Genomic DNA, 26,242 nt, shown 5'->3' with positions numbered 1-26,242 from the left:
CAAGCGCGTCAAACGCTAACGCGGCCGGGCGTGTTGACGCCCATCGATTGCAGGTAGCGCTTCACGTTGCGCGCCGCCTGGCGCAGCCGCTGCTCGTTCTCGACCATCGCGATGCGCACGAAGCCTTCGCCGTTCTCGCCGTAACCGACACCAGGCGCGACCGCGACCTTGGCGTGGGTGAGCAACTGCTTGGAGAATTCGAGGCTGCCCAGATGCGCGAGCGCGGGCGGCAGTGGCGCCCAGGCGAACATGCTCGCGGGGGGTGCGGGAATGTCCCAGCCCGCGCGTGCGAAACTCTCCACCATCACGTCGCGGCGCTTATGATACAGCTGCCGGTTCTTCTCGACGATGTCCTGCGGACCGTTCAACGCCGCGCAGGCGGCTGCCTGGATCGGGGTGAACGCGCCGTAATCGAGATAGGATTTCACCCGCGTCATCGCCGCGATCAGCGTCTTGTTGCCGACCGCGAAACCGATCCGCCAGCCCGCCATCGAATAGGTCTTGGACAGCGAGGTGAACTCGATCGCGACATCCTTCGCGCCCTTGACCTGCAGGATCGACGGCGTTGGGCGGCCGTCGAAATACAGCTCGGAATAAGCGAGGTCGGAGATGATCCACACCTGGTTCTCGCGCGCCCAGGCGACCAGCCGCTCGTAGAAGGCGAGGTCGACTGCCTCCGCGGTTGGGTTCGACGGGTAATTGACCACCAGCACGCTGGGGCGCGGCACGGTGAAGTTCATCGCGCGTTCGAGGCTCTCGAAATAGCGCTCGTCGGGCGTCGTCGGCACCGCGCGGATCGTTGCGCCCGCGATGATGAAGCCGAACGTGTGGATCGGGTAGGACGGGTTGGGCGCCAGCACGACGTCGCCGGGCGCGGTGATCGCGGTGGCGAGGCTGGCGAGCCCTTCCTTCGATCCCATCGTCACGACGACCTCGGTCTCGGGATCGACGTCTACCCCGAAGCGGCGACCGTAATAATTCGCCTGAGCGCGACGCAGGCCCGGAATGCCCTTCGATGCCGAATAACCATGCGCGTCGGGTTTCTTCGCGACCTCAACCAGCTTGTCGATCACGTGGTCGGGCGGGGGCAGGTCGGGGTTGCCCATGCCGAGGTCGATGATGTCCTCCCCGCCCGCGCGCGCCGCGGCCCGCATCGCGTTCACTTCCGCGATCACGTAGGGCGGCAGACGCTTCATGCGGTAGAATTCGTCGGACATCATGCTCCCTTTCGCACGTTTCCTATAAAGGTGAACGCCGCTAGATACCAAATGCGGTTCTGCTTCGCGGCGGCAAAGATAAGCAACGCGGGCAGGCAACAGACGGGAGAGACGCGGGTGGCCGATCGATCGAGCAGCGCCGGAACCGGAGACGGCGCAACCAGGTCGCCTGCCGCGCTGGCGGTCGAGCAGTGGACCGCGCTGATGACGCAGGCGCAAACCGCGATGGTCGAGGCGAGCAAGGCGCTGCCCGGCGTCGCGCAGGGGCAGGCGGCAAGGCAGGTGGCCGATTTCTGGCGCGACCAGCTGGGACTGTGGGAACGCTTCGTGGCTCCCGCAGGCGAGGCCGCGCGCGCGCCGGAAAAGGACAAGCGCTTCGCCGACGCGAGCTGGCAGACACCGGCGTTCGACTGGATCCGGCAGAGCTACGCGCTCCTGTCCGATCACCTGATGCGCGGCGTCGACGCGCTCGACGGCGTCGACGAGGTACAGCGCGCGCAGTTGCGCTTCGCCGCGCGCGGTTTCGTCGAGGCGATGAGCCCGTCGAACTTTCCCTTCACCAACCCGCAGGTAATGCAGGAGGCGCTCGCCACCAACGGCCAGAACCTGGTCAAGGGGATGCAGAACCTCGTCGCCGATCTCGGTCGCGGGCAACTGACCCACACCGACCAGACCGCGTTCGAGATCGGCCGAAACCTCGCCACCACGCCGGGGCAGGTGGTGAAGCGGACGCGCCTCTATGAGCTGATCCACTATGCGCCGACGACCGAGCAGGTGCTGGAGACGCCGCTGGTTATCTTTCCGCCGTGGATCAATCGCTTCTACATTCTCGACCTCTCGCCGGAGAAGAGCTTCATCCGCTGGGCGGTGGAGCAGGGCGTCAGCGTGTTCATGGTGTCGTGGAAGTCGGCCGACGCGTCGATGGCCGACGTGACCTGGGACGATTACGTCGCCGCGCAGATCGATGCAGTCGATACGATCCGCGACCTGCTGGGCGTCGCGGACGTGCACGCGATCGGTTACTGCGTCGCGGGCACGACGCTCGCCGCCACGCTCGCTTATCTTTCCGCGCGCGGAGAGGCGGAGAAGGTCAGGAGCGCGACCTTCTTCACCGCCCAGGTCGATTTCGCCAACGCGGGCGAGCTCAAGCATTTCGTCACCGACGAGCAGCTGGCGCTGATCCGCTCGCTGTCGCCCGAGGGGTTCCTCGACGGGCGCTACATGGCGGCGACGTTCAATCTGCTGCGCGGGCGCGACCTGATCTGGAACTACGTCACCAACAACTACCTGCTGGGGAAGGATTACGCCGCCTTTGACCTGCTCCACTGGAACGGCGACGTGACCAACCTGCCCGCAGGCTGGCACCACAGCTATCTGACCGATCTGTACCGCGACAATCTGCTGGTCGAGCCCGGCCGGTTGTCGGTGAACGGCACGCCGCTCGACCTCACGCGCGTCGAGACGCCGACCTACATTCAGGCGGGGCGCGAGGATCACATCGCGCCGGCGGAGAGCGTATGGGAGTTGACGCGGCAGTTCCGCGGCCCGACGCGCTTCGTGCTCGCCGGGTCGGGGCATATCGCCGGGGTGGTCAACCCGCCCGCCGCCAACAAATACCAGCATTGGACGCTCGACGACGATGCGGCACCGCCCGACACGCTCGCCGACTTCGTCGCACGGGCGCGCGAGACGAAGGGAAGCTGGTGGCCCGACTGGATCGCCTGGCTACGCAGCCGCGGCACCGAGATGGTGGAGGCGGCCGGGGCGCGTCAGCCGGGCCGGGGCGCGTTGCCAGCGATCGAGCCTGCGCCGGGGAGCTACGTGCGCCAGCGCTGATTTTCCTTGCTGCACTGCACAATAGGCTTGAACCGGCCGCTTCCGCTCGCTATTGTGCAGTGCAGCAAGGATAGGTGAGGAAGCGTCTTGCCCGAGTCGACCATCAAGCCGAAGCGTACATCGCGTGCGTCCAAGAGCGGGGCTGTAGCCGTGCCGTTCGCCGCTGGCGTTGAGCCGGTTTCGGCAACGTCGAATGCCGACAAGCCGATCGACGAAGTCATCGAAGCCATCGCGCACCTGCCGATCGACGAAGCCACGTCGACGACGGACGCTCCCCATCCCAGCGACGACCAACCGACCGCCGCAACGACGGCACCCGCCAGCCAGGAGAACCATATTATGACCGACACGATGCAGAACACCGCCGAGACGATGCAGGCGAAGGCCGAGGGCGCGATGGGCAAGGGCAAGCAGGCGTTCGACGACATGACCGCCTTCGGTCAGGGCAACGTCGAGGCGATGGTCGAGTCGACCCGCGTTGCGTTCAAGGGCATGGAAGCGATGGCGCAGGCGCGCGCCGCCTTCGCCAAGCAGTCGTTCGACGCGACCGTGCAGACGCTCAAGTCGATGGCCGAGGTTCGCTCGCCTGCCGACCTGTTCAAGCTGCAGGGCGAGTATCTGCGCACCTCGATGGACGCGCTGGTCGCCGAGACCTCGCGCTCGACCGAGGCGACGCTGAAGCTTGTCGGCGAGATCGCGCAGCCGATCCAGAACCGCGTCGCGATTGCGGCCGAGAAGGTGCGTACCGCCGCCTGATCTGCCGATCGAATGTTGGAAGGGGCGGCCGGGCGACATGCCCGGTCGCCCTTTTCGTGTCCGCGGGCCTTGCCCTCGGGCGCCGGCTTGCCATATTTTGCGACGTGCGCGTGATGACCGATCAACGATCCCTGACACCGCTGCTCATGGCCGAGCGGCGTGGTGACGACTCCGATGGCGAAGGCACCGGGGTCGGCATCGCCACGCGGACGCGCGCCAAGACGAAGAAGCCAACGCCGTACCGCGTGCTGATGCTCAACGACGATTACACGCCGATGGAGTTCGTCGTGCTGTGCCTGCAGCGCTTCTTTCGCATGAACGCAGAGGAAGCGACGCGCGTCATGCTCCACGTCCACCAGAAGGGCGTCGGTGTGTGTGGCGTCTTCTCCTACGAGGTCGCGGAGACCAAGGTCGGGCAGGTGATGGATTTCGCACGCCAGCACCAGCATCCGCTGCAATGCACGCTGGAGAAGGCCTGACCCGTCCGGTTTAGCGGCTTGGCAATTGCCTGTGCGCGGCTAGTCTCTCGCACGACGCGCAGGAGACGAGCATGACCGACGACATCCGCGACCGCGCGGTCGCGATCTACGACCGCTTCACCCACGAGCACCACGACCGACGCACGCTGCTGCGCGAGATGACGCTGCTGACCGGCAGCGCGCTCGCCGCCGAGGTGCTGATCGGTGGCATCGCCGCGTCCCCCGCCACCGCCGCGATCGTCGCGCCCGACGACAAAAGGCTCAAGACCTTCCCCAACGCACGCATACCCGTTGCCGGCGGCAAGCCGATCAAGGGCTATATCGCCGCCCCACGCGGCAAGCGCCCGACCGCGACCGTGCTGGTGTTTCACGAGAACCGCGGGCTGACGCCGCACATCCAGGATGTCGCGCGGCGCGTCGCGCTCGCCGGCTTCTTCGCGGTCGCGTCTGACTTCCTCTTCGACGAAGGCGGCACGCCGGCGGACGAGGACCGCGCGCGCGAGATGATCGGAGCGGCGAACCTCGACACGATAGTCGGCGAGGCCGCGGGCGCCGTGCGGCATTTCGCGGGCACGGGCACGCCGCCGACGCGGGTCGGGGTGATCGGCTTCTGCTGGGGCGGGGCACTCGTCAACCGCGTCGCGATTGCGGCGGGCGACCGGTTGAGCGCGGGTATAGCCTACTACGGTCCCGCACCCGATCCCGCCGAGGCCGTAAAGGTGAGCGCGCCGCTGCTGCTTCACTATGCCGGCAAGGACGCGCGCGTCGCGCAGACCGGGGAGCCGTGGGTCGCGGCGTTGAAGGCGGCGGGGAAGCCGGTTGAGGCCTACACCTACCCGGGCGTCGACCACGCGTTCAACAACGACACCTCGGCGCAGCGGTACGACAAGGCCGCCGCCGATCTCGCATGGTCGCGCACGATCGCGTTCCTCCACCGCTACCTTGACGCCTGATCCCGCCCGTGTTCTCTTGATGTTCCTGTAGCGGAGCCGATCATGCTGACCTTCTTCACCAACCCGATGTCGCGCGGGCGGATCGTCCGCTGGATGCTGGAGGAGGTCGGCGCGCCGTGCGAGACGGTGGTCACGCAGTGGGGCGCAGCGTCGGCCGACCTGCTCGCCGCCAACCCGCTCGGCAAGGTGCCGACGATCATCCACGACGGTGCGGTGGTGAGCGAGACGGCGGCGATCTGCGCCTATCTGGCCGAGGCGTTCCCGGACGCAGAGCTTGCACCCCGCGCGGAGGAGCGTGCCGCTTACTACCGCTGGATGTTCTTTACCGCGGGCCCGATCGAGTCCGCGATGATGGACAGCCATCTGGGCGTCACGCTGCCGCCCGAGAAGGAGGCGATGATCGGCTACGGCAATCTCGCGCGCGCGGTCGACGTGCTGGAGGGGGCGGTGTCGGCGCACGATTATGTCGCGGGTCCGCGCTTCACCGCCGCTGATGTCTATGTCGGCAGCTCGATCGACTTCTACATGCAGTTCGGCATGCTGGAGAAGCGCGAGGCGTTCGCGCGCTACGTCGATCGCCTGCGCGAACGGCCGGCCTGGGCGCGTGCGCGCGAGATCGACGATGCCCTCATCGCGGCGGCGCAGCGCTAAGGCGCGGCACGGCGCTTCGTGACGCGCGCCAGGATCGCGCGCTTCTCGTCGTCGTCAGCGCGCGACCAGCCGGTGATCTCGGTGATTGTGCGATAACAGCCGAGGCAGAGCCCGCTCACGCGATCCATCGTGCAGACGAGGATGCACGGGGAGGGCGGGGCGTCGGTCAACGGTTGTCGGCGGCCATATCGACGGTGCCGTGTTTGTCGTCGTCCCGCGTGGCCACGCCACGCTCGCGCTGCTCGGTCATGATCTGCCACGCGGTGATGAACAGCGCTGCAACTACCGGGCCGACGACGATCCCGCTCAACCCCAGCGTTTCGATGCCGCCCAGCGTGGTGACCAGCACGACCCAGTCGGGGATGCCGGTGTCGCGTCCGACCAGGATCGGGCGCAGGATATTGTCCGCGCTGCCGATCACCAGCGCACCCGACACGATCACCACCACACCCTGCCAAACCGCGCTGGTCGCGAGTAGGTAGATCGCCACCGGAACCCAGATGATCGCGGGGCCGATCGCGGGCAGCAGCGAGGCGATCGCCATCAACAGCCCCCACAGCATCGCCGCGGGCAGCCCGACCAGCCAGAAGGTGATCGCACCCAGCGCGCCCTGAACCAGGCCGACGATCACCGACCCCTTGATCGTCGCGCGCATCACCGAGACGAAGCGATCGACCAGCCGCTCGGTCACGCCGCGCTCGAGCGGAATCGCTCGGCACACCGCGGGGCCGAGCCGCTCGCCGTCGCGCAGCAGGAAGAAGGTGACGTACAGCCCGACGCCGAACGCGATCATCGCGGCGAATGCGTCGGCGCCGATCGACAGCGCGCGGCTGGCGATCAGGCTGACGCGGCTGCCGATCGCGTTCGAGATCTGCGCCTGCGTCCGCTCGAAACTGTCGAGACCCGACTTGTCCGCCAGCTGCTGCAATCTGGTCGGCAGCGCGTCGTGAACCTGCTGGAAATAGGCTGCGAAGTTGATCTGCCCGCTGCGTACCTTCTGAAAGACGCCGCTCGCCTGATCGATCACCATCGTGCCGATGATCAGCGTGGGAATGACCACCGCGACGGTGATGATCAGCAGCGTCAGCAGCGCGGCGGTGTTCGCCCGGTTCGGAAAGCGCGCGCGCAGGCGGCGGTAGAGTGGCTGGAACAGGATCGCGGCCAGCACGCTCCACAACAGCGCTGCGGCGAAGCTCGACACGATCGCGCCCAGGAACAGCGTGACCAGCACGGCGAACAGCACCAGACCGCCATTCTCGATCCGTCGCGCGTTCAATGCCATGTGTGACTGCCCCCTACGACGCCGCGCGATCGACCCGGGATCGGGTCCGCGACCAGTTGCGATGAACCGTTACCGCGACGCAACGGTTCCGGTGGGCAGCTGCATGCGCTCGATCAGCTGGTGAGCGTCACTTGCAGGAAGTCGGGGATGGGGCCGTTCCAGCCGTCATCGGGGCCGTCGTCGCGGTCGCGGCGACCGCGACGCGGCTCGTTGTACTGGCCGCGCGTGCGATCCGGCCGCTCGCGTGACTGACGCGCCGGCGCCTCGGCTCGCGGGGCAGGTTCACGCTGCTCGCTACGCGTGCGGCGGCTCGGCGGCGCTGCCTCGTCGGCCGGTGCGGCGACCGGCTCGTCACGCCGCGCGCGCTCGCGACGCGGCGCGCGGGCGGGACGTTCCTCCTCGGGCTCGCCAGGCAGCGCATCGAGCGTCTTGATCTTCTCGCCGGTCAGCTTCTCGATGTTCTGGATGTTCTCGGCGTCGTCGGGGCCGACCAGCGTGTAGGCGACGCCAGTCGCGCCCGCGCGGCCGGTGCGGCCGATGCGGTGGACGTAATCGTCCGGGTGCCACGGCGCGTCGAAATTGACGACGTGGCTGACCCCCTTCACGTCGAGACCGCGCGCGGCGACGTCGGAGGCGACGAGGATGTTGATGTCGCCGTTCTTGAACCGCTCTAGCTCGGCAATGCGGGCCGACTGGTCCATGTCGCCGTGGATCTCGCCGCTTTTGAAGCCGTGACCTTGCAGGCTCTTGTTGAGCTCGCGCACCGTCGTCTTGCGGTTGCAGAAGATGATGGCGGTTCGCACGTCCTCGCCGCGCAGCAGCTGACGCACGACCTTGCGCTTCTCGAACGCCTGTCCCTTCACCGGCACCACCCACTGCGTAATGTTGGTGTTGGTGGTGGCGGGGCGCGCGACCTCGATCGTCTTCGGGTTGGTCAGGAAACGATCGGCCAGCTTCTTGATCGGCGCGGGCATGGTGGCGGAGAAGAGCAGGGTCTGGCGCTGCGCCGGCAGCTTGGTGCAGATTTCCTCGATGTCGGGAATGAACCCCATGTCGAGCATGCGGTCGGCCTCGTCGATCACCAGCATCGAACAGCCGGTCAGCAGGATCTTGCCGCGCTGAAACAGGTCCATCAGTCGGCCCGGCGTCGCGATCAGCACGTCGACGCCCTTTTCCAGCGCCTTGACCTGATCGCCCATCTGCACGCCGCCGATCAGCAGCGCCATCGATAGCTTGTGGTATTTGCCGTATTGCTCGAAGTTTTCCGCGACCTGCGCGGCGAGTTCGCGCGTCGGCTCCAGGATCAGGCTGCGCGGCATTCGCGCGCGGCTGCGCCCGTGCGCCAGGATGTCGATCATCGGCAGCACGAACGACGCGGTCTTGCCCGTGCCCGTCTGAGCGATCGCGACCATGTCGCGCATCATCAGCACGGAGGGGATGGCGGACGCCTGGATCGGCGTCGGCTCGGTATAGCCGGTGTCACCCACCGCGCGGAGTAGTTCGTCGGAGAGGCCGAGGTCGGCGAAGCTCATGCAATTGTCCGATTGGTGCCCGGCGCGGTGTTCGCAACCGTTCTTCCTGAGCCTGCCCGCTTGATGATTAACCGCGCAAAGTCAAGGAAAAGCCAACCGCAGGACCTTCGTCCTGCGAGTTAGAGCCCGCAATGGCGATCAGCGCGCCGCCTTCACGTAGCGGTCGAACCACGCGATCGAACGCGCGCGCACATCCTTCGACTGCTCCGCGCCGCTGACGCAGTGACCCGCGTCGGGATAGATCACCAGGCTGACCGGCACGTTCTGGTTCTTCAGCGCGTGCCACCACTCGATCGACTGCGTCGGCGGCACCTCGATGTCGCGCTCGCCGACGTAGATGAAGGTCGGCGTCTTTGCCTTCTTCGCCTGGTAGATCGCCGACACGTCCTCGTACGCTTTCATGTCGTCGTACATCGATTTACCGAAGAACGGCAGCATCCACTGGTCGATGCCGTTGGTGCCATAATAGCTGACCCAGTTCGACAGCCCCGCACCCGCGACGATCGCCTTGAACCGGTTGGTCTGCGTGTTGGCCCACATCGCCATGAACCCGCCGTAGCTGCAGCCGCCGAGGCCCAGCCGATTGTTGTCGACCGGTGCGACCCGCTCGACCGCGTCGATGCCCGCCAGAATGTCGCGCAGGTCGCCGCCGCCGAAGTCGCGCTTGTTGGCCGCGGTGAACGCCTCGCCCTGACCGTAGCTGCCGCGCGGATTGGGCAGGAAGACGTAATAGCCCGCGTTCAGCAGCGCCGCGTTCATGGTGGTCGGCGCGAGATAGCCCGGCATGTTCGCGGCCGAGGGCCCACCGTGCACCATCGTGATCATCGGCGTCTTGCCGGTCGCCGCGATCGCCGTCTTGGGCGCGAGCAGCCAGCCCTGCACGTCGAAGCCTTCGTTCTTCCACGACACGCTGCGCGCGGTGCCGGGCGCGGTCAGCGTGTCATTGTCGTGCGTGATCTGCCGCACGCTTGCCAGCGGCCCGGCGTAGATCGCGGGCGCATGCTCGTAATCCTGCACCACCGCGGCGGCGACGCGCCCGTCGGCGGAGAACACCGCGCGACCGTCACCCGCAGCCGAACTTGCCGGCTTGGAGAAGACGGGCTTGACCATCTGGCCGGGGGTCAGCGTGCCGAACTGCAACTGATCGCCCGCCAGCGTCACCGCGCGCAGGCCGCCCGTCGTCCAGTCGATCGTCGTCACGGTCGATTTCGCGCCCTCGGTGATGTTGCGCGGGGTACCTCCAGCCAGCGGTACCGTGAACACGTCGCCGCCGATCGAGCCGAAATCGCTCATCAATCCGCCGATGAACGCGACCGTGCGCCCGTCGGGCGAGACGCGCGGCTGGTTGAGCTGCATCGCGGGCTTCGCGATCGAGCGCACCGCCCCGGTGGTCGCATCGATCGCGTCGAGGCTCGCCACCCACCAATTGTTGTCGCCGTTGCCGAGCGCCGTCGTCGCGACGAAGCCGCGCCCGTCGGGCGTCCAGTCGTACTCGTAGATGTAGCGGCCCGCGGGCGACAGCGGCGTCACGGCGTTCGCCTCGCGAGACAGGTCGAACACGGCCAGGCGCTGCTCGTCGTTCTTCTCGCCGATCTCGCCGACCATCCGCACGCCCGCCTGCGTCGCGCCCGCCTCCTTGGCCGCACCCAGCGTGACGAGCAGCGCGACGCGCTTTCCGTCCGGCGACACGCGCGGCGTCTGTGCGATGCCCGCGACCGTCGCGATCGTGCGTGTGGCCTTCGCATCGGCGTCCATCAGGCGGACGTTGCCGGCCTTCGCATCACGCGCCAGAAAGACGAGGTCGCCGTTCGGTGCGAAGGTCAGGCCCGAATAGGTACACGTCGCGCACGGATCGATCGTCCTGAGGATGCGGCCGTCGGCGGCGCTGCGGAACGTAATGACGCCTCGCGCCGCGCCATTCTCTACAGCCGCGACCCGATCACCGGTCGGCGCGATCGCGAGCGCGCCATATTGATGGATCGTCTGCGCGAACGCCGGGGCAGCGGTCGCGAGCAGGAGGGCGGCGAGGGGGATCAGGCGCATCGGAACTCCGCAAGCAACGCGAGGAAAGCGTATTACCGGCTTAACACCCCCGTGCGCGCCCGCAAGTCACAGCGGTAACTATCTCGCTGCGAGCGGGACGGAGCATGAAAAAACCCGCTAAGCCGGCGGCCTAGCGGGTCTTTCATGGTGGGCGTGGCAAGGATTGAACTTGCGACCCCTGCGATGTCAACACAGTGCTCTACCACTGAGCTACACGCCCGAGGGGGGTGCCTCTAGCCGGGGTCACCAGGCATGGCAAGCGCTCAATTAAATTCATTCAATGCGTCGACGTTGAACAGTCGATCGACCTCCAGCACCAGGTCGCGCAGGTGGAACGGCTTGGACAGGACGCGCGCCTGCGGCATCGCGCTGCCCGCCTTCAGCGTGACCGCGGCGAAGCCGGTGATGAACATCACGCGCAAGGACGGCACCAACTCCGACGCCTTCTGCGCCAGCTCAATCCCGTCCATTTCCGGCATAACGATATCGGTCAGCAGCAGGTCGAAGGATTCCTCCTCCAGCAGCGGCAGCGCCGCGGTACCCCGATCGACCGCCTTCACCGCATAGCCCGACCGTTCCAACGCGCGCGTCAGATATTCGCGCATCACCGCGTCGTCCTCGGCCAGCAGAATCTTGATCATCATCACCCTCGATCGAACGACCGTGACTATGCCTGCGGAACGGGTAACTTTCCACCGCCGGAAATGGTGAACGCCGTCGCAACGCGGCACATGGTGTTGCTCCTGCGGCGAAGCTCCCATACCGTCGGCGATCCATGACGGCACCGTTTCGCATCATCGGCAGCACCGTGCCCGACAGTCCGGTGGTATTGTCGGTGCCGCATGCCGGGCGTGACTATCCCGCCGCGCTCTACGCCGCGCTGCATGCCTCGCGCGACAGCCTGCGCGCGCTCGAGGACCGTTACATCGACGCGGTCGTGCTACCGGCACGCGGCGACGAGACGCTGCTAGTGCAGGATGCACCGCGCGCCTGGATCGACCTCAACCGCGCCGAGCACGAGCGTGATCCGCTGCTCGACGACGGAGCCAAGCGGTCGCACCTGTCGGCCAAGGTGCGGGCGGGGCTGGGCATCGTGCCGCGACGAACGGGCGCCACCGGCGAGATCTGGCGGCGCCGGCTGCGTGCGGACGAGGTTGAGGCGCGGATCGCGGCCGATCACCGCCCCTATCACGCGGCGCTGGCGCAGATACTCGAGCGTGCGCGCGACCGGTTCGGCGTCGCGGTGCTGCTCGACCTCCATTCGATGCCGCCGCTGCCGGGCGGGCGGACCAGCGTGGTGGTAGGCGACCGGTTCGGGCGTTCGGCCGCGGGTCGGTTCGTGCAGCGCGTCGAGACGGAGATCGCCGCGGCCGGACTCATCCACGCGCTCAATACGCCCTACGCAGGCGGGCACATTCTCGAGCGGCACGCTGAGCCCGCGGCGCACATCCACGCGGTGCAGCTGGAGATTGATCGCGCGCTCTACCTCGACGCGCGGCTCGACCTGCCGGGAGCAGGGCTGGACCGGACAGTTGCGCTCGTCCGCGCGATCATCGACGCGCTGCGCGACGAGGCTCTGTCAGCCGTTGCCCCGAACGACCTGGCACAGGCGGCAGAATGAAAAAAAGCCACCGTGCTAAAAGCACGGTGGCCGAGGTTCAGGGAGGAGGCACATCGAAGATGTGCCGTACGGCCTTGCGAAAGGGGGGACACAAGAACCGTACGCAACAAACATAAGACGGGCGGCAAAGGTTTCAAGCAAGCGGCGAGAAAATCACCGTTTCTCTGCAACGCTCGATCTCAGCGGTGCAGCGCGGGCGCCATCCGCGCCAGCACGTGATCGCGGCGCCCGAAATGATGGTAAAGCGCGGCGCAGACGTGCAGCACGACCAGCGCCAGCATCAGCCAGCCGAGCACGCCGTGCGCGCTATGACCCGCGTCCGCAGCGCCGCCTGACAAGGGCAGCAACGGCACGTTGAACAGCCCGAACCAGCTCAAGGGTCGCGTCGCGTCAGGAGCCGACACCATCGCCCAACCGGTCAGCGGCATCGCGATCATCAGCGCGTAGAGCGCCCAATGCGTCAGGTGCGCGGTGCCGCGCTGCCAGCCGGGTGTGCTCGCGGGCAGCGGTGGCGGCCGATGCGTCAGCCGCCACGCGACGCGGGCAATGGACAGCGCCAGCACGGTAATGCCGATCGCCTTGTGCGCGCCCATCAGCTTGCGCAGCGCCGGAACGCCTTCGTGACCGATGCCGATCACCAGATTGGCGATCACCAGCAGCGCGATGGTCCAGTGGAACGCGATCGCCACCGACGAGTAGCGGTTGGTGTCGGTGACGTATCGCGTCATGTCAGTCTCCGGTCAGAACGACAGCTGCGGCTGCGGCATCTTGCCCAGGCGTACCTGACGCGAGAAGATCTCGCGCATCAGCGCGAGCGAGAACAGGTGCGCGTAGAGCAGCGGTAGCATGCCCGACTGCGAAATCTTGCGCAATTGGTCGCCGCGCAGGTCGGCCAGCTTCTGCTCGTCGACCATCTGGAACCCGCGATACACGAACGGCTGCTCGACGCCTTCCTGCTGGATCGACACCTCGCCATCCATCAGCAGGTCCATCTCGCGCAGCTCCTTCATGAACTGACTGGTGCGCGCACCCGCCTGCTCGAAGCTTTCGGTGAACTGCAGCACGTTCTGCACGATCTCGGTCGGCTTGCCGTCGGCGAACATCGGCTCGCCGTCTTCGAACGGGCCGATCGTATCCGACGTGGGATCGAAGCACAGCGACAGTTCCTGCGCGTCGGGGCTGAGGCGCGCGAGCATGTACGGATAGCGGCGGATATAGGCCGGAACGTAGAAATCGTCTTGGATCAGCTTGCCCTCGTCGTCGACGAAGACGTTGACGCCCTCGTTCAGCCCCATCAACCCGATCGGGATCGCATCGTCGCCGACCGAGAAGACGATCGGCATGAAACGCTGCACCAGCGGGAATTCCTCTACGGTCAGCGGCACGGCGTGCTGCTGCGCGAGGAAGGGGGCGACGTTCGCCGGGCGAATGCGATAGTTCGCGTGGGCCTCGCTCGAGAGCGGCTCCAGGCCATTGTAGAAGAGCGGAAGCTGCGGCGCGCTGGCCATTAACGTATCTCCAGGTGTGTTCGTTATCGTGTCGGTTCGGGAAAGTTCCCGGACGAGCGTTGTTTTTTCGCGAGTTATTCGGTGCGGGTGGCGCGCGCAAGCACGATCGGGTCGATCGACCCCGACGCGGGCTCGTCAGCGCGCGATCAGCTTGCCCGGATTGAACAGCCAGTTTGGGTCGAGCGCCTGCTTGATCGCGTGCAGCGCCCCCATTCGCGCGGGCGACGACAGACGTGCCAGCTCGGCGATCTTCATCTGCCCGATGCCGTGTTCGGCCGAGATCGACCCGCCCGCCGCGACCACCAGATCGTGGACGAAGGCGGAGACGACCGGTACCTCCTCGCCGTACCAATGTGCGGGGGCGGTCCCCTTTGGCGCACGAACGTGGAAATGAACGTTGCCGTCGCCCAGATGCCCGAACCCCGACGCGCGCGTGCCGGGGAAGCGCGCCTCGCAGGCAGCGGCGGCATCGACCATGAAGCGCGGCATCGTGTCTACGGGTACCGAGATGTCGTGCTGCGCGGCGGGTCCGGTCGCGCGCTCGGCATCCGAGATTGCCTCGCGCATGCGCCAGAATGCGTCGGCTTGCGCCTCGCTCGCCGCGATCGTCGCGTCGGTGATCAGGCCATCCGCCAATGTCGCGGCGAGCACGCGCTCGACGATCCCGGCCGGATCCGCGCCCGCGTCGGCGGCGGTGACTTCGACCAGAACATGCCAGGGTGCCTCGGCGGCAACCGGCGCACGCGCGTCGGGCAGATAGGCGAGCACGGCGGCCAGCGACTCGCGCGGTAGCAATTCAAAGCTCTCGATCGCGTCGCTCGCCGCCTGGAAGCGTCGCAGCAGCGCCAGCGCGTCGTCGGGCGACGCGAGCGCGACCCAGGCGACCGCACGCGCGGCGATTGCGGGCACCAGCCGCAGCGCGGCGGCGGTGACGATGCCGAGCGTTCCCTCCGCCCCGATCAGCAGCTGGTTCAGGTCATAGCCGCGATTATCCTTCTTCAGCGGCGACAGGCCATCGTGGAGCGATCCATCGGGCAACACCGCCTCGACCCCGGCGACCAGCCCGCGCATCGTCCCGAAGCGCAGCACCTGCGTGCCACCCGCGTTGGTCGAAACGAGGCCGCCCACCGTCGCCGATCCGCGTGCGCCGAGCGTCAGCGGGAAACGCCTGCCGACCGACAGCGCCGCCTCGTGCAGCTCGGCCAGGATCACGCCCGCCTCCGCCACCGCGAGCCCCGCGTCGGGGTCGAGCCGCCGCATCCGCTTCATGCGCCTGAGCGACAGGATCGCCGCGCTGCCATCGGCGGGAGGCGTCGCGCCGCCGACCATCGAGCTGTTGCCCCCTTGCGGTACCAGCGGCACACGGTGTGCCGCCGCCGCACGGACGACCGACTGCACCTGTGCGGTATCTTCCGGTTCGATCAGCAGGTCGGCGTGGCCCTGGTAGCGGCGACGCCAGTCGACCAGCCACGGTGCGATCGCCTCCGCGTCGGTGACGATCGCGCGCGCCGGCAGATCGGCGGACAAGGTGGTGGCGAGGTCGCGCAGCGCAGGTGTCATCGCCGCGTCTTGCGGCGAATTCATCAAAGGTTCAAACGTTTGGACGCAATCAACCGAGGCCGATGTTCACGCGCGTTCGTCTTTCTTCGCTGCCGGGTTCTGCACTGCTTGCCCCCGTGCTCCTCGTCGCGGCGGCGCCGTTGCTCGTGTCGGCACAAGCAGCGCCCGCGTGGGCGGGCAGCGAGCTGGCGCAGCTCACCATCCACGAACGCCTGATCATCCGCATCCCGCGCGTGTCGCCCATGCGCGCGCGCGCGACGCCGATTACGCCTGTGTGGCGTGAGAAAAAGGGGCCGCACTGCGTCGAGATGAAGTCGCTGACCGGTGCCGCGATCAGCGAAGATGGCGATGTCGACCTGATCGTCGAGGGCGTGCGCCGCATCCGTGCCAAGCTGGACGACGAGTGCCCGGCGATGAACTTCTACTCGGGCTTCTACCTGAAACCGACTGCGGACGGCAAAATCTGCGCGCGCCGTGACCTGCTGCGGTCGCGCAGCGGTTCGCGCTGCGGGATCGATCGCTTCAGAAAGCTGGTGGCGGCGAAGTAACGCCGCCGACCGGCCGGGTCAGCCGATGACGCGCGCCGGGGCCACGCGCTGCGCGGTCTGCGTCGCGGGCGGCGTCGAGGCGTTCGCCATTGCGGCGGCGGTGCCGGTGGCCGGGCGCAGGTGGAACCATTCTGGACGATCGATCGCGATCAGGAATGCGAGCACGCTCAATCCGAACCCGAGCATCAGCAACGACGCGCGGATCGACTCGATCAGGCTACGGTGACGCGGGGACTCGTGCATCGGGGCAACCTCCTTGAATGGCCGCTCCATTTACGTCGGCGTCGTCGCACGCGTGTGATCGCGCCGTGACGTTTTTTTGCTGCAATGCAGCGTTACAGACGCGCAGCAGTTCAGCCGTCATCCTCGCCCGGCTCATGAAGCGTCCCAAGGTCGTGCAGCAGCGCGATCGGCTCGGCCGAATCGCCGACGTGGATCAGCGCGCGCCCGCCATCGATCAAGGAAATCGCGGCCTCCGCCCGGTCGGTACGTTGCTGCAAGAGGCGCTGCATCGCGCGCAGGTCGATGCCCGGCGCACGCCGGTCGACCACGATGATGTCGGGATCGTCGCCCGCCTCGATCAGTCGCATCGCCTGGGCGCCGTGTGGCACCGAACGGATCGTCATCGCGGTGCGCAGCCGCTCGTAGAGGCTGAGCGGCAGTTCGGGATCGAGCGACTGCTCGATCACCATCACGTCGAGCGGGCGGCGTCTGCGCATCAGATCAGCCCCACGGCGCGCAGGCTGACCTGCCCGTCGCGCGCGACGACGACATGGTCGTGAACGGTGATGTTGAGCGGCGCGGCGGCGCTCATCACCGCGCGCGTCAGCGACACGTCGTGCGCGCTTGGCGTCGGGTCGCCCGACGGATGGTTGTGCGCCAGGATGATCGCGGTGCTGCCGAGGTCGAGCGCGCGGTGGATCAGCTCGCGCACGTGGATCGCCGCGGCGTCGATCGTTCCGCGCGCCATCACCTCCGACCGGATCAGCCGGTTGCGCGCGTCGAGGAACAGCGCGCGCACCTCCTCGCGCGGCAGGAACGCCATCTGCGCGCGCAGTAGGTCGTGCAGTGCCGCCGAATCGGACACGAGCGGGCGGTCCTCGACGCGGCACGCGAGCACCTCGCGCATCGTCTCGGCGAAGGAGGCGAGCGCGGCGCTGACTGCCGCGCCATCGCGTACCACCGCGTTGATCCGGTGCGGGCTGGCCGCCAGCGTCGCCGCGACCGTCTCGAACTCCGCCGCCAGCGCCCATGCCTCGTGCGTCGCATCGGGCAGGTCGCGCAGCAGGTAGCTCAGCTGGCGGGCGCACTCCCGCGTTCGCACGCTGACGCAGCCCGGCTCCGTCGCGCCGTCCGCCAGATCCCGCCCGCGATCACCGGCAGCAGCAGGTAGGTCGTCAGCCCCGCGATCGAGTAACCGTCGGCGTGAAAGCCCGGATTGATCAGGTGTCCCAGATGCGCCAGCAGGGACGGCACCATCAGTGCGGCGGCGAACAGCGGCCATCGGCGATCCGATCTCACGGCCACCAGCACGAAGATCGCAAAGGTGATCAGGTCGAGCACCAGGATGCGCCATTCGAGCTGGTGGTAACGGATCGCGAGCGGCGAGCGTACGAGGCGGGTGAGCACCACGCCGACGAACAGCGTGGTGGCGATCACCCGTTCGGGCCACTCGCCGCGCAACCACGCGGCGAGGACCAGCAACGCGCTGACGATCCAGAAACAGGCGACGTACCACGGCATGGATGCTGACCCATCACCGCGCGCGCGCCGGGTCAAGCCCCAGGTGCGCGCGTCGCGCGAACGATCAGGCCGCGGCTTGCGTGGCCAGCGTCAGCGTCGGCGCGGTACGCTCTGGCGCGACCGTTTCGTCGGGGCCGACCGCGCCCGGCGCGATCTGCCACGCGGCGCGATATTCGGCCAGGCGCGCGTGAACGCGGTAGAGCGCGTCCTGCGCGGCGAAGGACGCGTTGGCCGCCTCCACCGCGAGTGCGACGACATCGCCCGCCTCGTCGGGTGCGAACCGCGCGCGCTGCCGCGCCTTCAACAGCGTCGCCACGCACTCGAAGCTGGCGGCGGCGGCGTCGATCGCCTGGCGCTTGGCGGGAAGAAAGGATGCGCCGACGTCGAGTGCGATCTGGTGGCGAAGATGCGACATGCGAATGAACTCCCGGCCTCGCCGGAAGTGCATTCGCACCCCGGCTAGTTGCTGCTGTGCCGGTGGATCGCGTCGGCCCAGCGCTGTATGCCGTCGGTCACGGGCGCGACGAGCGCGAGCGCCGCCATGACGGCGAACCCGAGTCCCGCAATCGCGAGCAACCTGGTCAGCGCGGGCGGATGCTGGTCCGCCGTGTTGCGGTCGGTGAACTGGGACGGGGCGGGTGTGGGTAGGTGCAGGAAGATCGCTCGATCCTCCCGCACCATCTCCGCGCCGCCCCCCAGCGCATCGACCCCCGCTTGATGGCCGGGCGGGGGCGTGTCGGGGATACCAGACGATGCCTTAGGGGACGCATTGGTAGGTGACGACGGCGCAAGTGACGGAAAAGCGGCGCTTTCCCGCGACCGCTCATCCTCCGCCACCATGCGCGCGGCGGCGGGACGACGGACGCCGCCGAGCTTGGCGCGTGCGTTGCGGACGTGGGTTTCCACCGTCTTCGCCGACAGGTTGAGCGCGCGCGCGACCTCGGGACCTTCCAGCCCTTGCGCGAACAGACGCAGCACCTCACGCTCGCGCGCGGTCAGGGCTTGCAGGCCGTCGTGTGTCGTGGATGGCATGGCTCGTCCCGGATCGCCGCCAGATGAGGAACGCAGGTTAACCTTGTTTACGCGCCTTCGCCAGTGCGGGCGAGGGTGGCCGTGGCTGAGCGGCGGGGCGGCTTTCGGAGCCGCAGGGCAGTGGATGTTTGAGTAACAACGCTGAAAGACGCGAACGATGTGCTTCGCGACTTGAAAAGCTAGGTTCCGATCCGCGACGCTGGCCAATGCCGCGGATCAGGATCGGTTGAGCGTCAGGCTTGCGGCTTGCGCGCCAGGCGGGCCGAGGCGATGCTGCCCAGCAACGTCTCGTACTGCGCGATCGTGTAGCCCGCGTCGGTGAACGCGGTCAGCGCGCTGGTCGGCACGGTATAGCCGTGATGCCAGCTGAGCACCGCCATGCGCCGCAGCGCTTCCAGCTTCGGGTCGGCCAGTCGCGGATTGTGACGCGCACCGAACAGCCCGCCCATCGCGACCGACAGCCGCGACGGTGCGCGCAGTGACGACAAGCGGTCGTTGCGCGCGATCGCGACGACCGACCATTCGAGTGCGCTTAGCTTGGTGGCCGGCGCCTCGACCGGCAGCGGATCGTGACGCGGGGCGAGCGCGAGCAGCTCGTCGTGCTGGGCGGCGAAATCGATATAGGCAATGACAATTCTCCCTGCTGCGTGCGCGCACGCGGGACCGCGATCATGGTCGGGACCATGTCCGGGTTCGTTGTATTGACGCGGCTCACCGAAATGGACCGCGCGTCGGCGTTGATGACGATCGGCGTGGGGCCGGTCGCAGGTGGGTGGTGGCCGCCCCGATCAGGTAAGCTACCGTTTCTGTACTTAGCGGTATAGAAAGGGCTGCGGCTCAGGTCAACGGCTTTGTGTACCGGGCGGTAAAATAATTATCGGCTGGATAGCTGCGGCGCGTACGGTCAGCGCGTCGGCCACATCGCCAGGCTGGTGTCGACCACGCGCTCCAGGTCGGCGCGGGTCGCGCCCGATCCCGCCTGCACTGCCATGCCCTGCACCAGCGCGTAGATATAGGCGGTTAGCGCCTCGGGCTCGAAATGCGCGGGCAGGTCGCCATCGGTCTGCGCGGTGCGAAACCGTTCCACCAGCGCCGCCTGCGACGAGGCACGCCGCTTCATCACGTCGGCCTTGATCGACTCTCCTTCGGCGCCGCACGCGCTGGAGGTAATGACGCGGAGGCAGCCGCTCGGCCCGCAGTCGTTCGCCTGCGCGTCGATCGCGCCACGCATCAGATGCTCGGCCACTGCGCGCGCGGTCGGCTGCTTCAACGCCTCGCGCGTATAGGCGAGCTTCTCCGCCTCGTAGAGGTCGAGCGCCTTGTGAAACAGCGACTCCTTGTTGCCGAACGCGGCGTAGATGCTGGGCTTGGTGATCCCCATCGCCTGGGTGAGGTCGGCCATCGTCGCGCCCTCGTACCCCTTCGACCAGAACACGCCGAGCGCGGCCGTCAGCGCGGCGTCGACGCAGAACTCGCGCGGGCGCCCCTTGGGTGCGGCGCACGGCGTCGTGGCAGGAGCATCGGTGACGGCAGTTTCCATAACGCTTGGTATATAATTGAAACGGCGCGAGAGTCCAGCCGGACGGGTCCGACGGCACCGGTGCCGTGCGCTCAATCAGCGAGCATCTCCGCCACCCGACGCTTCAGCTGTTGCGTGTCGAACGGCTTGGTCATGACGGTCATGCCGTGCTCGAGCTGCCCCGCGCCGACCGCGGCATTGGCGGCGTAGCCGGTGACGAACAGCACGCGCAGCGACGGTCGGACGCTGCGTCCCGCGTCCGCGACCTGCCGACCGTTCAATCCGCCGGGCAGGCCGACGTCGGTGATCAGCAGGTCGATCGATGCCGCGGTCTGGAGGATCGCGACGCCGCGCGGCCCATTGGGCGCGGTCACCACGCGGTATCCGGCATCGATCAGCACGTCGCTCACCAGATCGCGGATCGCGACCTCGTCCTCGACCAGCAGGATCGTGCGGCCAGCTTCCTCAAGGGTAGCCTCGTCCGCGCGCGGCATGGGTGAGGAGGGCAGGGCGTGGGTCGCTTGCGGCCCGACCAGCCGCGGCAGGAACAGCGACATCGTCGTGCCCTCGTCGACCACCGACCTGACCTGCACCTGTCCGCCCGACTGACGCACGAAACCGTAGATCATCGACAGGCCAAGGCCTGTGCCCTCGCCGATCGGCTTGGTGGTGAAAAAGGGATCGAACACGCGCTCGATCACCTCGGACGACATGCCGGTGCCGGTATCGGTCACGTGCAGCGCGACATACTCACCCGCGGGCAGGTCGTGCCCGGGCGTTCCCGCCGCGACGACGACATTCTCCGTCGCGATCGCCAGCCGCCCGCCGTCGGGCATCGCGTCGCGCGCGTTGATACACAGGTTGAGCAGCGCATTCTCCAGCTGCGGCGCGTCGACCAGCACCGGCCACAGCTCGCGCCCGGTCTCGACGCTCAGCTCGATCTCGGGGCCGAGCGTCCGGTCGATGATGTCGATCATCCCTGCCACTAGCACGCCCGTGTCGGTCGCGGTCGGCGCCAGCGTCTGACGCCGCGAGAAGGCGAGCAGCCGCTGCGTCAGTGCCGCCGCGCGCTGCGCGCCCGTCCGCGCCATCGTCATGTAGCGGTCGAGCTTGTCGTACTGACCGGCGTTGATGCGATGTTCGAGCAGTTCGAGCCCGCCGTTTACCGCGGTCAGCAGGTTGTTGAAATCGTGCGCCAGCCCGCCGGTCAGCTGCCCGACCGCCTCCATCTTCTGTGCCTGACGCAGCTGGCCCTCGGTCGCGGCGAGTGCCTGTGCCTGCGCGCGCTCCTCGGTCGCGTCGCGCCCGACCGCGATGATCAGGCCGTCGCCCGGACCCGCCGCCCAGACGATGGTGCGGTAACTGCCGTCCTTGTGGCGGTAGCGGTTCTCAAACCGGGTATAGGCCTCGCCCGCGCCGATCCCGGCGGCCGCTGCCGCGGTCCGCTCCAGGTCGTCGGGATGCGTCAGCGGCAGAAAGTTTTGCCCCAGCAGATCGGCTTCCGACCAGCCGAGCACGCGCGTCCACGCCGGATTTACCGCCTCGATCGTGCCGTCGACGCGCGCGACCAGCATCAGGTCGCTCGACAATTGCCACAGCCGGTTGCGGTCGGCGGTCCGCTCCGCCACCTGCCGTTCGAGCGTCTGGGCGAGTTCTTCCAGTTGCTTGCGCGCCGCGCGCCGCTGCGTTTCGTCGCGCGCGATCTTGATGAAGCCGCGCTCCTTGCCCTGCGCGTCGGCGGGCAGCGGGTGAACCGAGCCGTTCAGGTACACGCGCGACCCGTCTCGCCGTACCTGCCAGCGCTCGTCGGCGGCGCCGCCGTCGCGCGCCGCGCCGATCAGTTCGCGCACGTCGGCACCGGCGGCGCGGTCCTCGGGTGTGAAGATCATCGACATGGGCTGCCCGATCGCCTCCGCCGGGGTCCAACCGAGCACCGCCTGCGCACCCGCCGACCAGCTTGTGATGACGCCGCCGGGATCGGTCGTGAAGATGACGTGGTCGGTCGCGCTCTCGATCACCAGCCGCAGGCGCTCCTCGCTCTCGCGCAAAGCGGCGTCGGCGAGCACGCGCGTCGTCGTCTCGTTGGTGAAGATGAACAGTCCGGCGATCTCGCCCGCGTCGTCGAGCACGCGCGAGTAGGAGAAGGTCCACCACGTATCGGCCGCGCCACGATCGGTGTCGAGTTTCCACGGCAAGTCGGTGAAGCGCTGGCTGCGCCCGTCGAATGCGTCGCGCACGATCGGCATCGCCTGGTCGAGCGCGTCGGCCCAGACCTGGTCGAACCGCGCGCCCATCGCCCAGTCGAGCCGGGGGCCGAGCAGCGGAAAATAGGTTTCGTTGAAAAAGAAGAACAGGTCGTCCCGGTCCCAGCACAGGATCATCGATTCGGGCGAATTGAGGATCAGGCTGAGCGCGGTCTTAAGCGAGGTCGGCCAATGCTCGGGCGGGCCCAGCGGATGCTCGCTCCAGTCGCGCGCCAGGATCAGCGCGGTCGCCGCACCGCCGCCCGCCAGGAAACGCAGCGCGCGCGGCAAGGGGTTGGTCGGCGTCTGATCGGGGGTCATGGGCTCGCGTGGCGGGTAGCGGTTCGCCGCTTGCATAGCCGGGCAGCCGCACGCCTGCCATCCGTAAGCGGCACGCTCAGTGAAAATCGTGGCTTTTGATCGGGATCACCGGCTCCGGTGAGTCGCGGAAATGATAGTCGGAGCGGATCTGCGGGCGCCATTTCGGGTCGCGCGCGTCGGGTGTTCCGCCGTTGGTTGCGCCGTCGCCGGGTGAGGTGAAGCGCGGCAGGTCGATCTCGCCGACCGTGCGCAGCATCGCCGTCAGGTCGGTCACGCGGTCGACGATCACGTGCGTTACCTTACCCTCCTTCTGCACGCGCCCGCGCAAGCTCACCATCGCCGAGGACATAACGGTGCGGCGCTGCGCCTCGAACCGGTCGGGCCACAGGATGCCGTTCGCGACCCCGGTCTCGTCCTCGATCGTCAGGAACAGCACGCCCTTCGCGCTTCCGGGACGCTGCCGCACCAGGATGATGCCCGCGACCTCGACCCATTTGCCGTCGCGGTGTTCCAGCGCCTCGCACGGCACCATGCCACGTTCGCTGAGCAGCCCGCGCAGGAAACGCAGCGGATGCGCGCGCAGCGACAATTGCGTCGCGCGGTAATCCTCCACCACCTCGCGCCCCTGCGTCAGCCGGGTGAGTGTGACCGATGCCTCGGGCGTCTCGATCCCGGCGAACAGCGGCAGCGGTTTCTCGCCCAGCCCGCGGATCGCCCATAACGCCTGCCGCCGGTCGAGCCCGAGCCCGGCGAACGCGTCCGCCTTGGCAAGCTTTTCCAGCGAGGCGAGCGGCACGCCGGATCGCCGCCACAGATCCTCGACCGAGCGGAACGCACGCTCGGCGCGCGCCGCCAGAATGCGTCCCGCGTCCTCGCCCGACAGTCCGTGGACGATGCGCAAGCCGAGCCGGAGCGGCAGAAGCCCGCGCGTCTGCGTGAAACGTCTCGGCGGCGGGGAGGGCGCCTCATGCGGCGGCGCGTCACCCAGGCTCGTGTCCCACTCGCTCTCCATCACGCAGACCGGACGGATGACGACGCCGTGTTCGCGCGCGTCGCGCACGATCTGCGCGGGGGCGTAGAAGCCCATCGGCTGCGCGTTGAGCAGCGCGGCGCAGAACACGTCGGGGTGGTGGCATTTCATCCACGACGAGGCGTAGGCGATCTTGGCGAAGCTCGCCGCGTGGCTCTCGGGAAAGCCGTAGCTGCCGAACCCCTCGATCTGCTTGACCAGCCGCTCGGCGAAGGCCTGTGAAATGCCGTTGCGACGCATCCCTGCGATCAACCGTTCGCGGAATGGGCCGACCCCGCCCGTCATCTTGAACGTCGCCATCGCGCGGCGCAGCTGGTCGGCCTCACCCGGCGTGAAGCCTGCGCCGATGATCGCGACCTGCATCGCCTGTTCCTGAAACAACGGCACGCCCAATGTCTTGGCGAGCACCGCCTTGAGAGCCGGGCTGGGATAATCGATCCGTGCGCGCTGTTCCTTGCTCAGGTCGCGACGCTTCAGATAGGGATGGACCATGTCGCCCTGGATCGGGCCAGGGCGCACGATCGCGACCTGGATCGCGATGTCGTAGAATTCGCGCGGTCGCATGCGCGGCAACATGCTCATCTGCGCGCGGCTCTCGATCTGGAACACGCCCAGTGTGTCCGCGTCGCAGATCATGTCGAACGTTGCCTCGTCGTCGTCCTGCAGGTCCGCATGGTCGAGCGTCAGTGCGATGCCCTTGTGTTCGACCAGAAGGTTGAACGCACGACGCATGCAGCCGAGCATGCCCAGCCCCAGGATGTCGACCTTCATCAGGCCCAGTTCCTCGATGTCGAGCTTATCCCACTCGACCACCTGGCGATCGACCATCGCGGCAGGCTCCACGGGTACGAGCTGGTGGATCGGATCGCGCGTCAGCACAAATCCGCCGGGATGCTGCGACAGATGCCGCGGCGTTCCGATCAGTTCGCGTGCCAGCTCGAGCGCGAGCGCCAGTCGCGGCTCGCCCGCGTCCAGATTGAGCGCCTCGACGTGTTCGGTCGGCACACCCTCGCTCGACCAACCCCATACCTGCCCCGCCAGCGCGGCGGTCATGTCCTCCGGCAGCCCCAGCGCCTTGCCGACCTCCCGGATCGCACCGCGCGTGCGAAAGCGGCTGACCACCGCGGTCAGTGCGGCATGGTCGAGACCGTAGGTCTTGTAGATCCACTGGATCACGTCCTCGCGCCGTTCGTGTTCGAAATCGATGTCGATATCGGGTGGTTCTTGGCGATCCTCCGAAATGAAGCGCTCGAACAACAATTGGTGCTTGATCGGATCGATCGAGGTGATGCCGAGCACGAAGCAGATCACCGAATTGGCGGCCGACCCGCGTCCCTGGCACAGGATGCGCTGGCTGCGTGCGAACTGCACGATCGAGTGAACGGTCAGGAAATAGGGCGCGTATTCCAGCTTGCGCACCAGCTTCAATTCCTTGCGCAGCAACGCCCGGTACGCACCCGGGGGACGATGATCGTGACGCATGTTGAGTGCGCGCCACGCCATCTTCTCCAGCGCCTTTTGCGGGCTGTGCGCGGTCATCACGCGTTCTTCGGGATATTGGTATTTGAGCTCGCGCAGGGAGAAGGTGCAGCGCTCCACCACTGCCTCGACGGCCGCCAGCGCGTCTGGATGATGACGGAACAACCGCGCCATCTCGGACGGCGGATGCAGGTGGCGATCGGCATGCAGCTCACGCCGCAGTCCGAGCTGATCGATCGTGCACTTTTCGCGGATCGCGCTGACAACGTCCTGCAACATGCGACGGTCGGGCGCGTGGTACAGCGTGTCTCCGGTTGCGAGCGGCGACAGGCCGTAATGCCGGGCGAGCGCGGCAGTGGCGTCCAGTCGAGCGGCCTCACCGGGCCGGTGCCAGTGCGTCAGGCAGACGTGACCGCGGTCGGGGAACAGGTCCGCCATCCAGCGCAGTGCGGTTTCGTCCGGCAGGTCGACGCCCGACACCAGCGCCGCAACCAGTCCCTCGTGATGCGCGGCGACATCTTCCCAGTGCAGGAAACACTGTCCCTTCTCGCCGCGGCGGCGATCGGCCCGCGCCTTGCCACTGGTCAGCAAGGTGGTCAGCCGCGACCATGCGGCGCGATCCTCGGGCCACACCAGCAGCGAGTCGCCCGAGACGAGATCGAGCCGGCAACCAGGGATCGAGCGGATCACCAGCCCGGTATCCTTGCGCACCTCGTCCGCGGCGTAGAGCGCACGCACCACGCCCGCGACCGAGTTGCGGTCGGTGACCCCGAGCGCGGGCATCCCCATCGCCGCGGCGGTGGCGAACAATTGCTCGCACGACGAGGCACCTCGCAGGAACGAGAAATGCGTCGTCACCTGCAGCTCGCTGTAGGTCATGCGCGGCGGC

General features: G+C 67.7%; 26 protein-coding genes and 1 tRNA gene. 7 read left to right on the top strand and 20 right to left on the bottom strand.

The genetic code is table 11. The features are described from left to right. Window positions 1-8 precede the first annotated feature (8 nt). The gene (locus BMW51_RS06480; protein ID WP_093005115.1) at window positions 9-1,217 is read right to left on the bottom strand and encodes an LL-diaminopimelate aminotransferase; all 1,209 of its coding nucleotides are present in this window, start codon (window positions 1,215-1,217) and stop codon (window positions 9-11) included. A gap of 117 nt (window positions 1,218-1,334) precedes the next feature. Here BMW51_RS06480 and BMW51_RS06475 point away from each other — a divergent pair, with 117 nt between their 5' ends. The 5 genes from BMW51_RS06475 (at window position 1,335) to BMW51_RS06455 (ending at window position 5,892) form a co-directional block, all read left to right on the top strand. Next, entirely contained in the window at window positions 1,335-3,053 is a 1,719-nt protein-coding gene (locus BMW51_RS06475; RefSeq protein WP_425440972.1) for a PHA/PHB synthase family protein, read from the top strand. An 87-nt stretch (window positions 3,054-3,140) separates the two neighbouring features. Next, window positions 3,141-3,809: a phasin family protein gene (locus BMW51_RS06470; RefSeq protein ID WP_143051821.1), complete on the top strand. Its 669-nt coding sequence runs from the start codon at window positions 3,141-3,143 to the stop codon at window positions 3,807-3,809. A 146-nt stretch (window positions 3,810-3,955) separates the two neighbouring features. After that, window positions 3,956-4,288: an ATP-dependent Clp protease adapter ClpS gene (clpS, locus tag BMW51_RS06465; RefSeq protein WP_093005111.1), complete on the top strand. Its 333-nt coding sequence runs from the start codon at window positions 3,956-3,958 to the stop codon at window positions 4,286-4,288. A 71-nt stretch (window positions 4,289-4,359) separates the two neighbouring features. Beyond that, on the top strand, window positions 4,360-5,241 hold the full coding sequence (locus BMW51_RS06460; RefSeq protein WP_093004540.1) for a dienelactone hydrolase family protein: 882 nt from the start codon (window positions 4,360-4,362) through the stop codon (window positions 5,239-5,241). Between the two features lie 42 nt (window positions 5,242-5,283). Next, the gene (locus BMW51_RS06455) at window positions 5,284-5,892 is read left to right on the top strand and encodes a glutathione S-transferase family protein (protein ID WP_093004538.1); all 609 of its coding nucleotides are present in this window, start codon (window positions 5,284-5,286) and stop codon (window positions 5,890-5,892) included. On the opposite strand, the gene BMW51_RS16330 is transcribed toward BMW51_RS06455, so the two are convergent. The 6 genes from BMW51_RS16330 to cpdR all read right to left on the bottom strand — a co-directional run bounded on the left by BMW51_RS16330 (window position 5,889) and on the right by cpdR (window position 11,390). Further along, entirely contained in the window at window positions 5,889-6,152 is a 264-nt protein-coding gene (locus BMW51_RS16330) for a DUF1289 domain-containing protein (RefSeq protein WP_281243241.1), read from the bottom strand. The two genes, BMW51_RS06455 and BMW51_RS16330, sit on opposite strands and share 4 nt — an antisense overlap. Further along, entirely contained in the window at window positions 6,059-7,174 is a 1,116-nt protein-coding gene (locus BMW51_RS06445) for an AI-2E family transporter (RefSeq protein WP_093004534.1), read from the bottom strand. Before BMW51_RS06445 ends, BMW51_RS16330 begins: the two co-directional genes overlap by 94 nt. Window positions 7,175-7,287: 113 nt before the next feature. After that, on the bottom strand, window positions 7,288-8,706 hold the full coding sequence (locus BMW51_RS06440; protein ID WP_093004532.1) for a DEAD/DEAH box helicase: 1,419 nt from the start codon (window positions 8,704-8,706) through the stop codon (window positions 7,288-7,290). A gap of 138 nt (window positions 8,707-8,844) precedes the next feature. Next, the gene (locus BMW51_RS06435; protein ID WP_093004530.1) at window positions 8,845-10,749 is read right to left on the bottom strand and encodes a S9 family peptidase; all 1,905 of its coding nucleotides are present in this window, start codon (window positions 10,747-10,749) and stop codon (window positions 8,845-8,847) included. A 145-nt stretch (window positions 10,750-10,894) separates the two neighbouring features. Next, window positions 10,895-10,969, bottom strand: a tRNA-Val gene (locus tag BMW51_RS06430). A gap of 43 nt (window positions 10,970-11,012) precedes the next feature. Then, the gene (gene cpdR / locus BMW51_RS06425) at window positions 11,013-11,390 is read right to left on the bottom strand and encodes a cell cycle two-component system response regulator CpdR (protein WP_093005109.1); all 378 of its coding nucleotides are present in this window, start codon (window positions 11,388-11,390) and stop codon (window positions 11,013-11,015) included. A 134-nt stretch (window positions 11,391-11,524) separates the two neighbouring features. Between cpdR and BMW51_RS06420 the strand changes: the two genes are divergently transcribed. Further along, window positions 11,525-12,370, top strand: a complete 846-nt coding sequence (locus tag BMW51_RS06420; protein WP_093004528.1) for an N-formylglutamate amidohydrolase — start codon at window positions 11,525-11,527, stop codon at window positions 12,368-12,370. Window positions 12,371-12,549: 179 nt separating this feature from the next. On the opposite strand, the gene BMW51_RS06415 is transcribed toward BMW51_RS06420, so the two are convergent. The 3 genes from BMW51_RS06415 to BMW51_RS06405 all read right to left on the bottom strand — a co-directional run bounded on the left by BMW51_RS06415 (window position 12,550) and on the right by BMW51_RS06405 (window position 15,462). Further along, window positions 12,550-13,098 carry a cytochrome b gene (locus BMW51_RS06415; protein ID WP_093004526.1) on the bottom strand — a complete coding sequence of 183 codons (549 nt, stop codon included), beginning with the start codon at window positions 13,096-13,098 and terminating at the stop codon, window positions 12,550-12,552. A 12-nt stretch (window positions 13,099-13,110) separates the two neighbouring features. Beyond that, a complete protein-coding gene (locus BMW51_RS06410) occupies window positions 13,111-13,878 on the bottom strand; it encodes a SapC family protein (RefSeq protein WP_093004524.1) in 768 nt (255 codons plus the stop codon). A gap of 135 nt (window positions 13,879-14,013) precedes the next feature. Next, entirely contained in the window at window positions 14,014-15,462 is a 1,449-nt protein-coding gene (locus tag BMW51_RS06405) for an FAD-binding oxidoreductase (RefSeq protein WP_093004522.1), read from the bottom strand. A gap of 38 nt (window positions 15,463-15,500) precedes the next feature. Here BMW51_RS06405 and BMW51_RS06400 point away from each other — a divergent pair, with 38 nt between their 5' ends. Next, window positions 15,501-15,986: a hypothetical protein gene (locus tag BMW51_RS06400; protein WP_093004520.1), complete on the top strand. Its 486-nt coding sequence runs from the start codon at window positions 15,501-15,503 to the stop codon at window positions 15,984-15,986. Window positions 15,987-16,004: 18 nt separating this feature from the next. On the opposite strand, the gene BMW51_RS06395 is transcribed toward BMW51_RS06400, so the two are convergent. The 10 genes from BMW51_RS06395 to BMW51_RS06350 form a co-directional block, all read right to left on the bottom strand. After that, window positions 16,005-16,229 carry a hypothetical protein gene (locus BMW51_RS06395; protein WP_093005107.1) on the bottom strand — a complete coding sequence of 75 codons (225 nt, stop codon included), beginning with the start codon at window positions 16,227-16,229 and terminating at the stop codon, window positions 16,005-16,007. Window positions 16,230-16,339: 110 nt separating this feature from the next. Beyond that, complete coding sequence (locus tag BMW51_RS06390; RefSeq protein WP_093004518.1) at window positions 16,340-16,705, bottom strand: hypothetical protein; 366 nt, start codon at window positions 16,703-16,705, stop codon at window positions 16,340-16,342. Further along, on the bottom strand, window positions 16,705-17,310 hold the full coding sequence (locus BMW51_RS06385; protein ID WP_177171559.1) for a JAB domain-containing protein: 606 nt from the start codon (window positions 17,308-17,310) through the stop codon (window positions 16,705-16,707). Before BMW51_RS06385 ends, BMW51_RS06390 begins: the two co-directional genes overlap by 1 nt. Continuing rightward, window positions 17,280-17,729 (bottom strand): hypothetical protein, encoded by a 450-nt coding sequence (locus tag BMW51_RS16055; RefSeq protein WP_177171558.1) that lies wholly within the window; start codon window positions 17,727-17,729, stop codon window positions 17,280-17,282. Before BMW51_RS16055 ends, BMW51_RS06385 begins: the two co-directional genes overlap by 31 nt. Before the next feature lie 64 nt (window positions 17,730-17,793). Further along, entirely contained in the window at window positions 17,794-18,144 is a 351-nt protein-coding gene (locus BMW51_RS06380) for a hypothetical protein (protein WP_093004514.1), read from the bottom strand. A 44-nt stretch (window positions 18,145-18,188) separates the two neighbouring features. Further along, complete coding sequence (locus BMW51_RS06375; RefSeq protein ID WP_093004512.1) at window positions 18,189-18,761, bottom strand: response regulator transcription factor; 573 nt, start codon at window positions 18,759-18,761, stop codon at window positions 18,189-18,191. Between the two features lie 233 nt (window positions 18,762-18,994). Continuing rightward, window positions 18,995-19,249: a hypothetical protein gene (locus tag BMW51_RS16240; protein ID WP_245708308.1), complete on the bottom strand. Its 255-nt coding sequence runs from the start codon at window positions 19,247-19,249 to the stop codon at window positions 18,995-18,997. Between the two features lie 416 nt (window positions 19,250-19,665). Further along, window positions 19,666-20,301, bottom strand: coding sequence for a TetR/AcrR family transcriptional regulator (locus BMW51_RS06360; protein ID WP_093004506.1), 636 nt, complete (start codon window positions 20,299-20,301; stop codon window positions 19,666-19,668). 71 nt (window positions 20,302-20,372) lie between these two features. Continuing rightward, the gene (locus BMW51_RS06355) at window positions 20,373-22,844 is read right to left on the bottom strand and encodes a PAS domain S-box protein (protein WP_177171557.1); all 2,472 of its coding nucleotides are present in this window, start codon (window positions 22,842-22,844) and stop codon (window positions 20,373-20,375) included. A gap of 76 nt (window positions 22,845-22,920) precedes the next feature. Continuing rightward, entirely contained in the window at window positions 22,921-26,232 is a 3,312-nt protein-coding gene (locus BMW51_RS06350; protein ID WP_093004502.1) for an error-prone DNA polymerase, read from the bottom strand. Between the last annotated feature and the right edge of the window lie 10 nt (window positions 26,233-26,242).

Source organism: Sphingomonas palmae (genome assembly GCF_900109565.1).
In the GTDB taxonomy this organism is placed as follows: domain Bacteria; phylum Pseudomonadota; class Alphaproteobacteria; order Sphingomonadales; family Sphingomonadaceae; genus Sphingomonas; species Sphingomonas palmae.
The sequence above is the reverse complement of the archived record's forward strand: the minus strand, read 5'-3'. Positions and strand labels throughout refer to the sequence as shown.

Excerpts from the sequence above, each read along its gene's own strand:
- BMW51_RS06355 (WP_177171557.1), bottom strand. The coding sequence starts at position 22,844 with ATGACCCCCGATCAGACGCCGACCAACCCCTTGCCGCGCGCGCTGCGT.
- BMW51_RS06440 (WP_093004532.1), bottom strand. The coding sequence starts at position 8,706 with ATGAGCTTCGCCGACCTCGGCCTCTCCGACGAACTACTCCGCGCGGTG.
- BMW51_RS06360 (WP_093004506.1), bottom strand. The coding sequence starts at position 20,301 with ATGGAAACTGCCGTCACCGATGCTCCTGCCACGACGCCGTGCGCCGCA.
- BMW51_RS06410 (WP_093004524.1), bottom strand. The coding sequence starts at position 13,878 with ATGGCCAGCGCGCCGCAGCTTCCGCTCTTCTACAATGGCCTGGAGCCG.
- BMW51_RS06395 (WP_093005107.1), bottom strand. The coding sequence starts at position 16,229 with ATGCACGAGTCCCCGCGTCACCGTAGCCTGATCGAGTCGATCCGCGCG.
- BMW51_RS06480 (WP_093005115.1), bottom strand. The coding sequence starts at position 1,217 with ATGTCCGACGAATTCTACCGCATGAAGCGTCTGCCGCCCTACGTGATC.
- BMW51_RS06420 (WP_093004528.1), top strand. The coding sequence starts at position 11,525 with ATGACGGCACCGTTTCGCATCATCGGCAGCACCGTGCCCGACAGTCCG.
- clpS (WP_093005111.1), top strand. The coding sequence starts at position 3,956 with ATGGCCGAGCGGCGTGGTGACGACTCCGATGGCGAAGGCACCGGGGTC.
- BMW51_RS06380 (WP_093004514.1), bottom strand. The coding sequence starts at position 18,144 with ATGTCGCATCTTCGCCACCAGATCGCACTCGACGTCGGCGCATCCTTT.
- BMW51_RS06350 (WP_093004502.1), bottom strand. The coding sequence starts at position 26,232 with ATGACCTACAGCGAGCTGCAGGTGACGACGCATTTCTCGTTCCTGCGA.
- BMW51_RS06415 (WP_093004526.1), bottom strand. The coding sequence starts at position 13,098 with ATGACGCGATACGTCACCGACACCAACCGCTACTCGTCGGTGGCGATC.
- BMW51_RS16055 (WP_177171558.1), bottom strand. The coding sequence starts at position 17,729 with ATGCCGTGGTACGTCGCCTGTTTCTGGATCGTCAGCGCGTTGCTGGTC.
- cpdR (WP_093005109.1), bottom strand. The coding sequence starts at position 11,390 with ATGATCAAGATTCTGCTGGCCGAGGACGACGCGGTGATGCGCGAATAT.
- BMW51_RS06400 (WP_093004520.1), top strand. The coding sequence starts at position 15,501 with ATGTTCACGCGCGTTCGTCTTTCTTCGCTGCCGGGTTCTGCACTGCTT.
- BMW51_RS06455 (WP_093004538.1), top strand. The coding sequence starts at position 5,284 with ATGCTGACCTTCTTCACCAACCCGATGTCGCGCGGGCGGATCGTCCGC.
- BMW51_RS06405 (WP_093004522.1), bottom strand. The coding sequence starts at position 15,462 with ATGAATTCGCCGCAAGACGCGGCGATGACACCTGCGCTGCGCGACCTC.
- BMW51_RS06375 (WP_093004512.1), bottom strand. The coding sequence starts at position 18,761 with ATGCCATCCACGACACACGACGGCCTGCAAGCCCTGACCGCGCGCGAG.
- BMW51_RS06390 (WP_093004518.1), bottom strand. The coding sequence starts at position 16,705 with ATGCGCAGACGCCGCCCGCTCGACGTGATGGTGATCGAGCAGTCGCTC.
- BMW51_RS06435 (WP_093004530.1), bottom strand. The coding sequence starts at position 10,749 with ATGCGCCTGATCCCCCTCGCCGCCCTCCTGCTCGCGACCGCTGCCCCG.
- BMW51_RS06460 (WP_093004540.1), top strand. The coding sequence starts at position 4,360 with ATGACCGACGACATCCGCGACCGCGCGGTCGCGATCTACGACCGCTTC.
- BMW51_RS06445 (WP_093004534.1), bottom strand. The coding sequence starts at position 7,174 with ATGGCATTGAACGCGCGACGGATCGAGAATGGCGGTCTGGTGCTGTTC.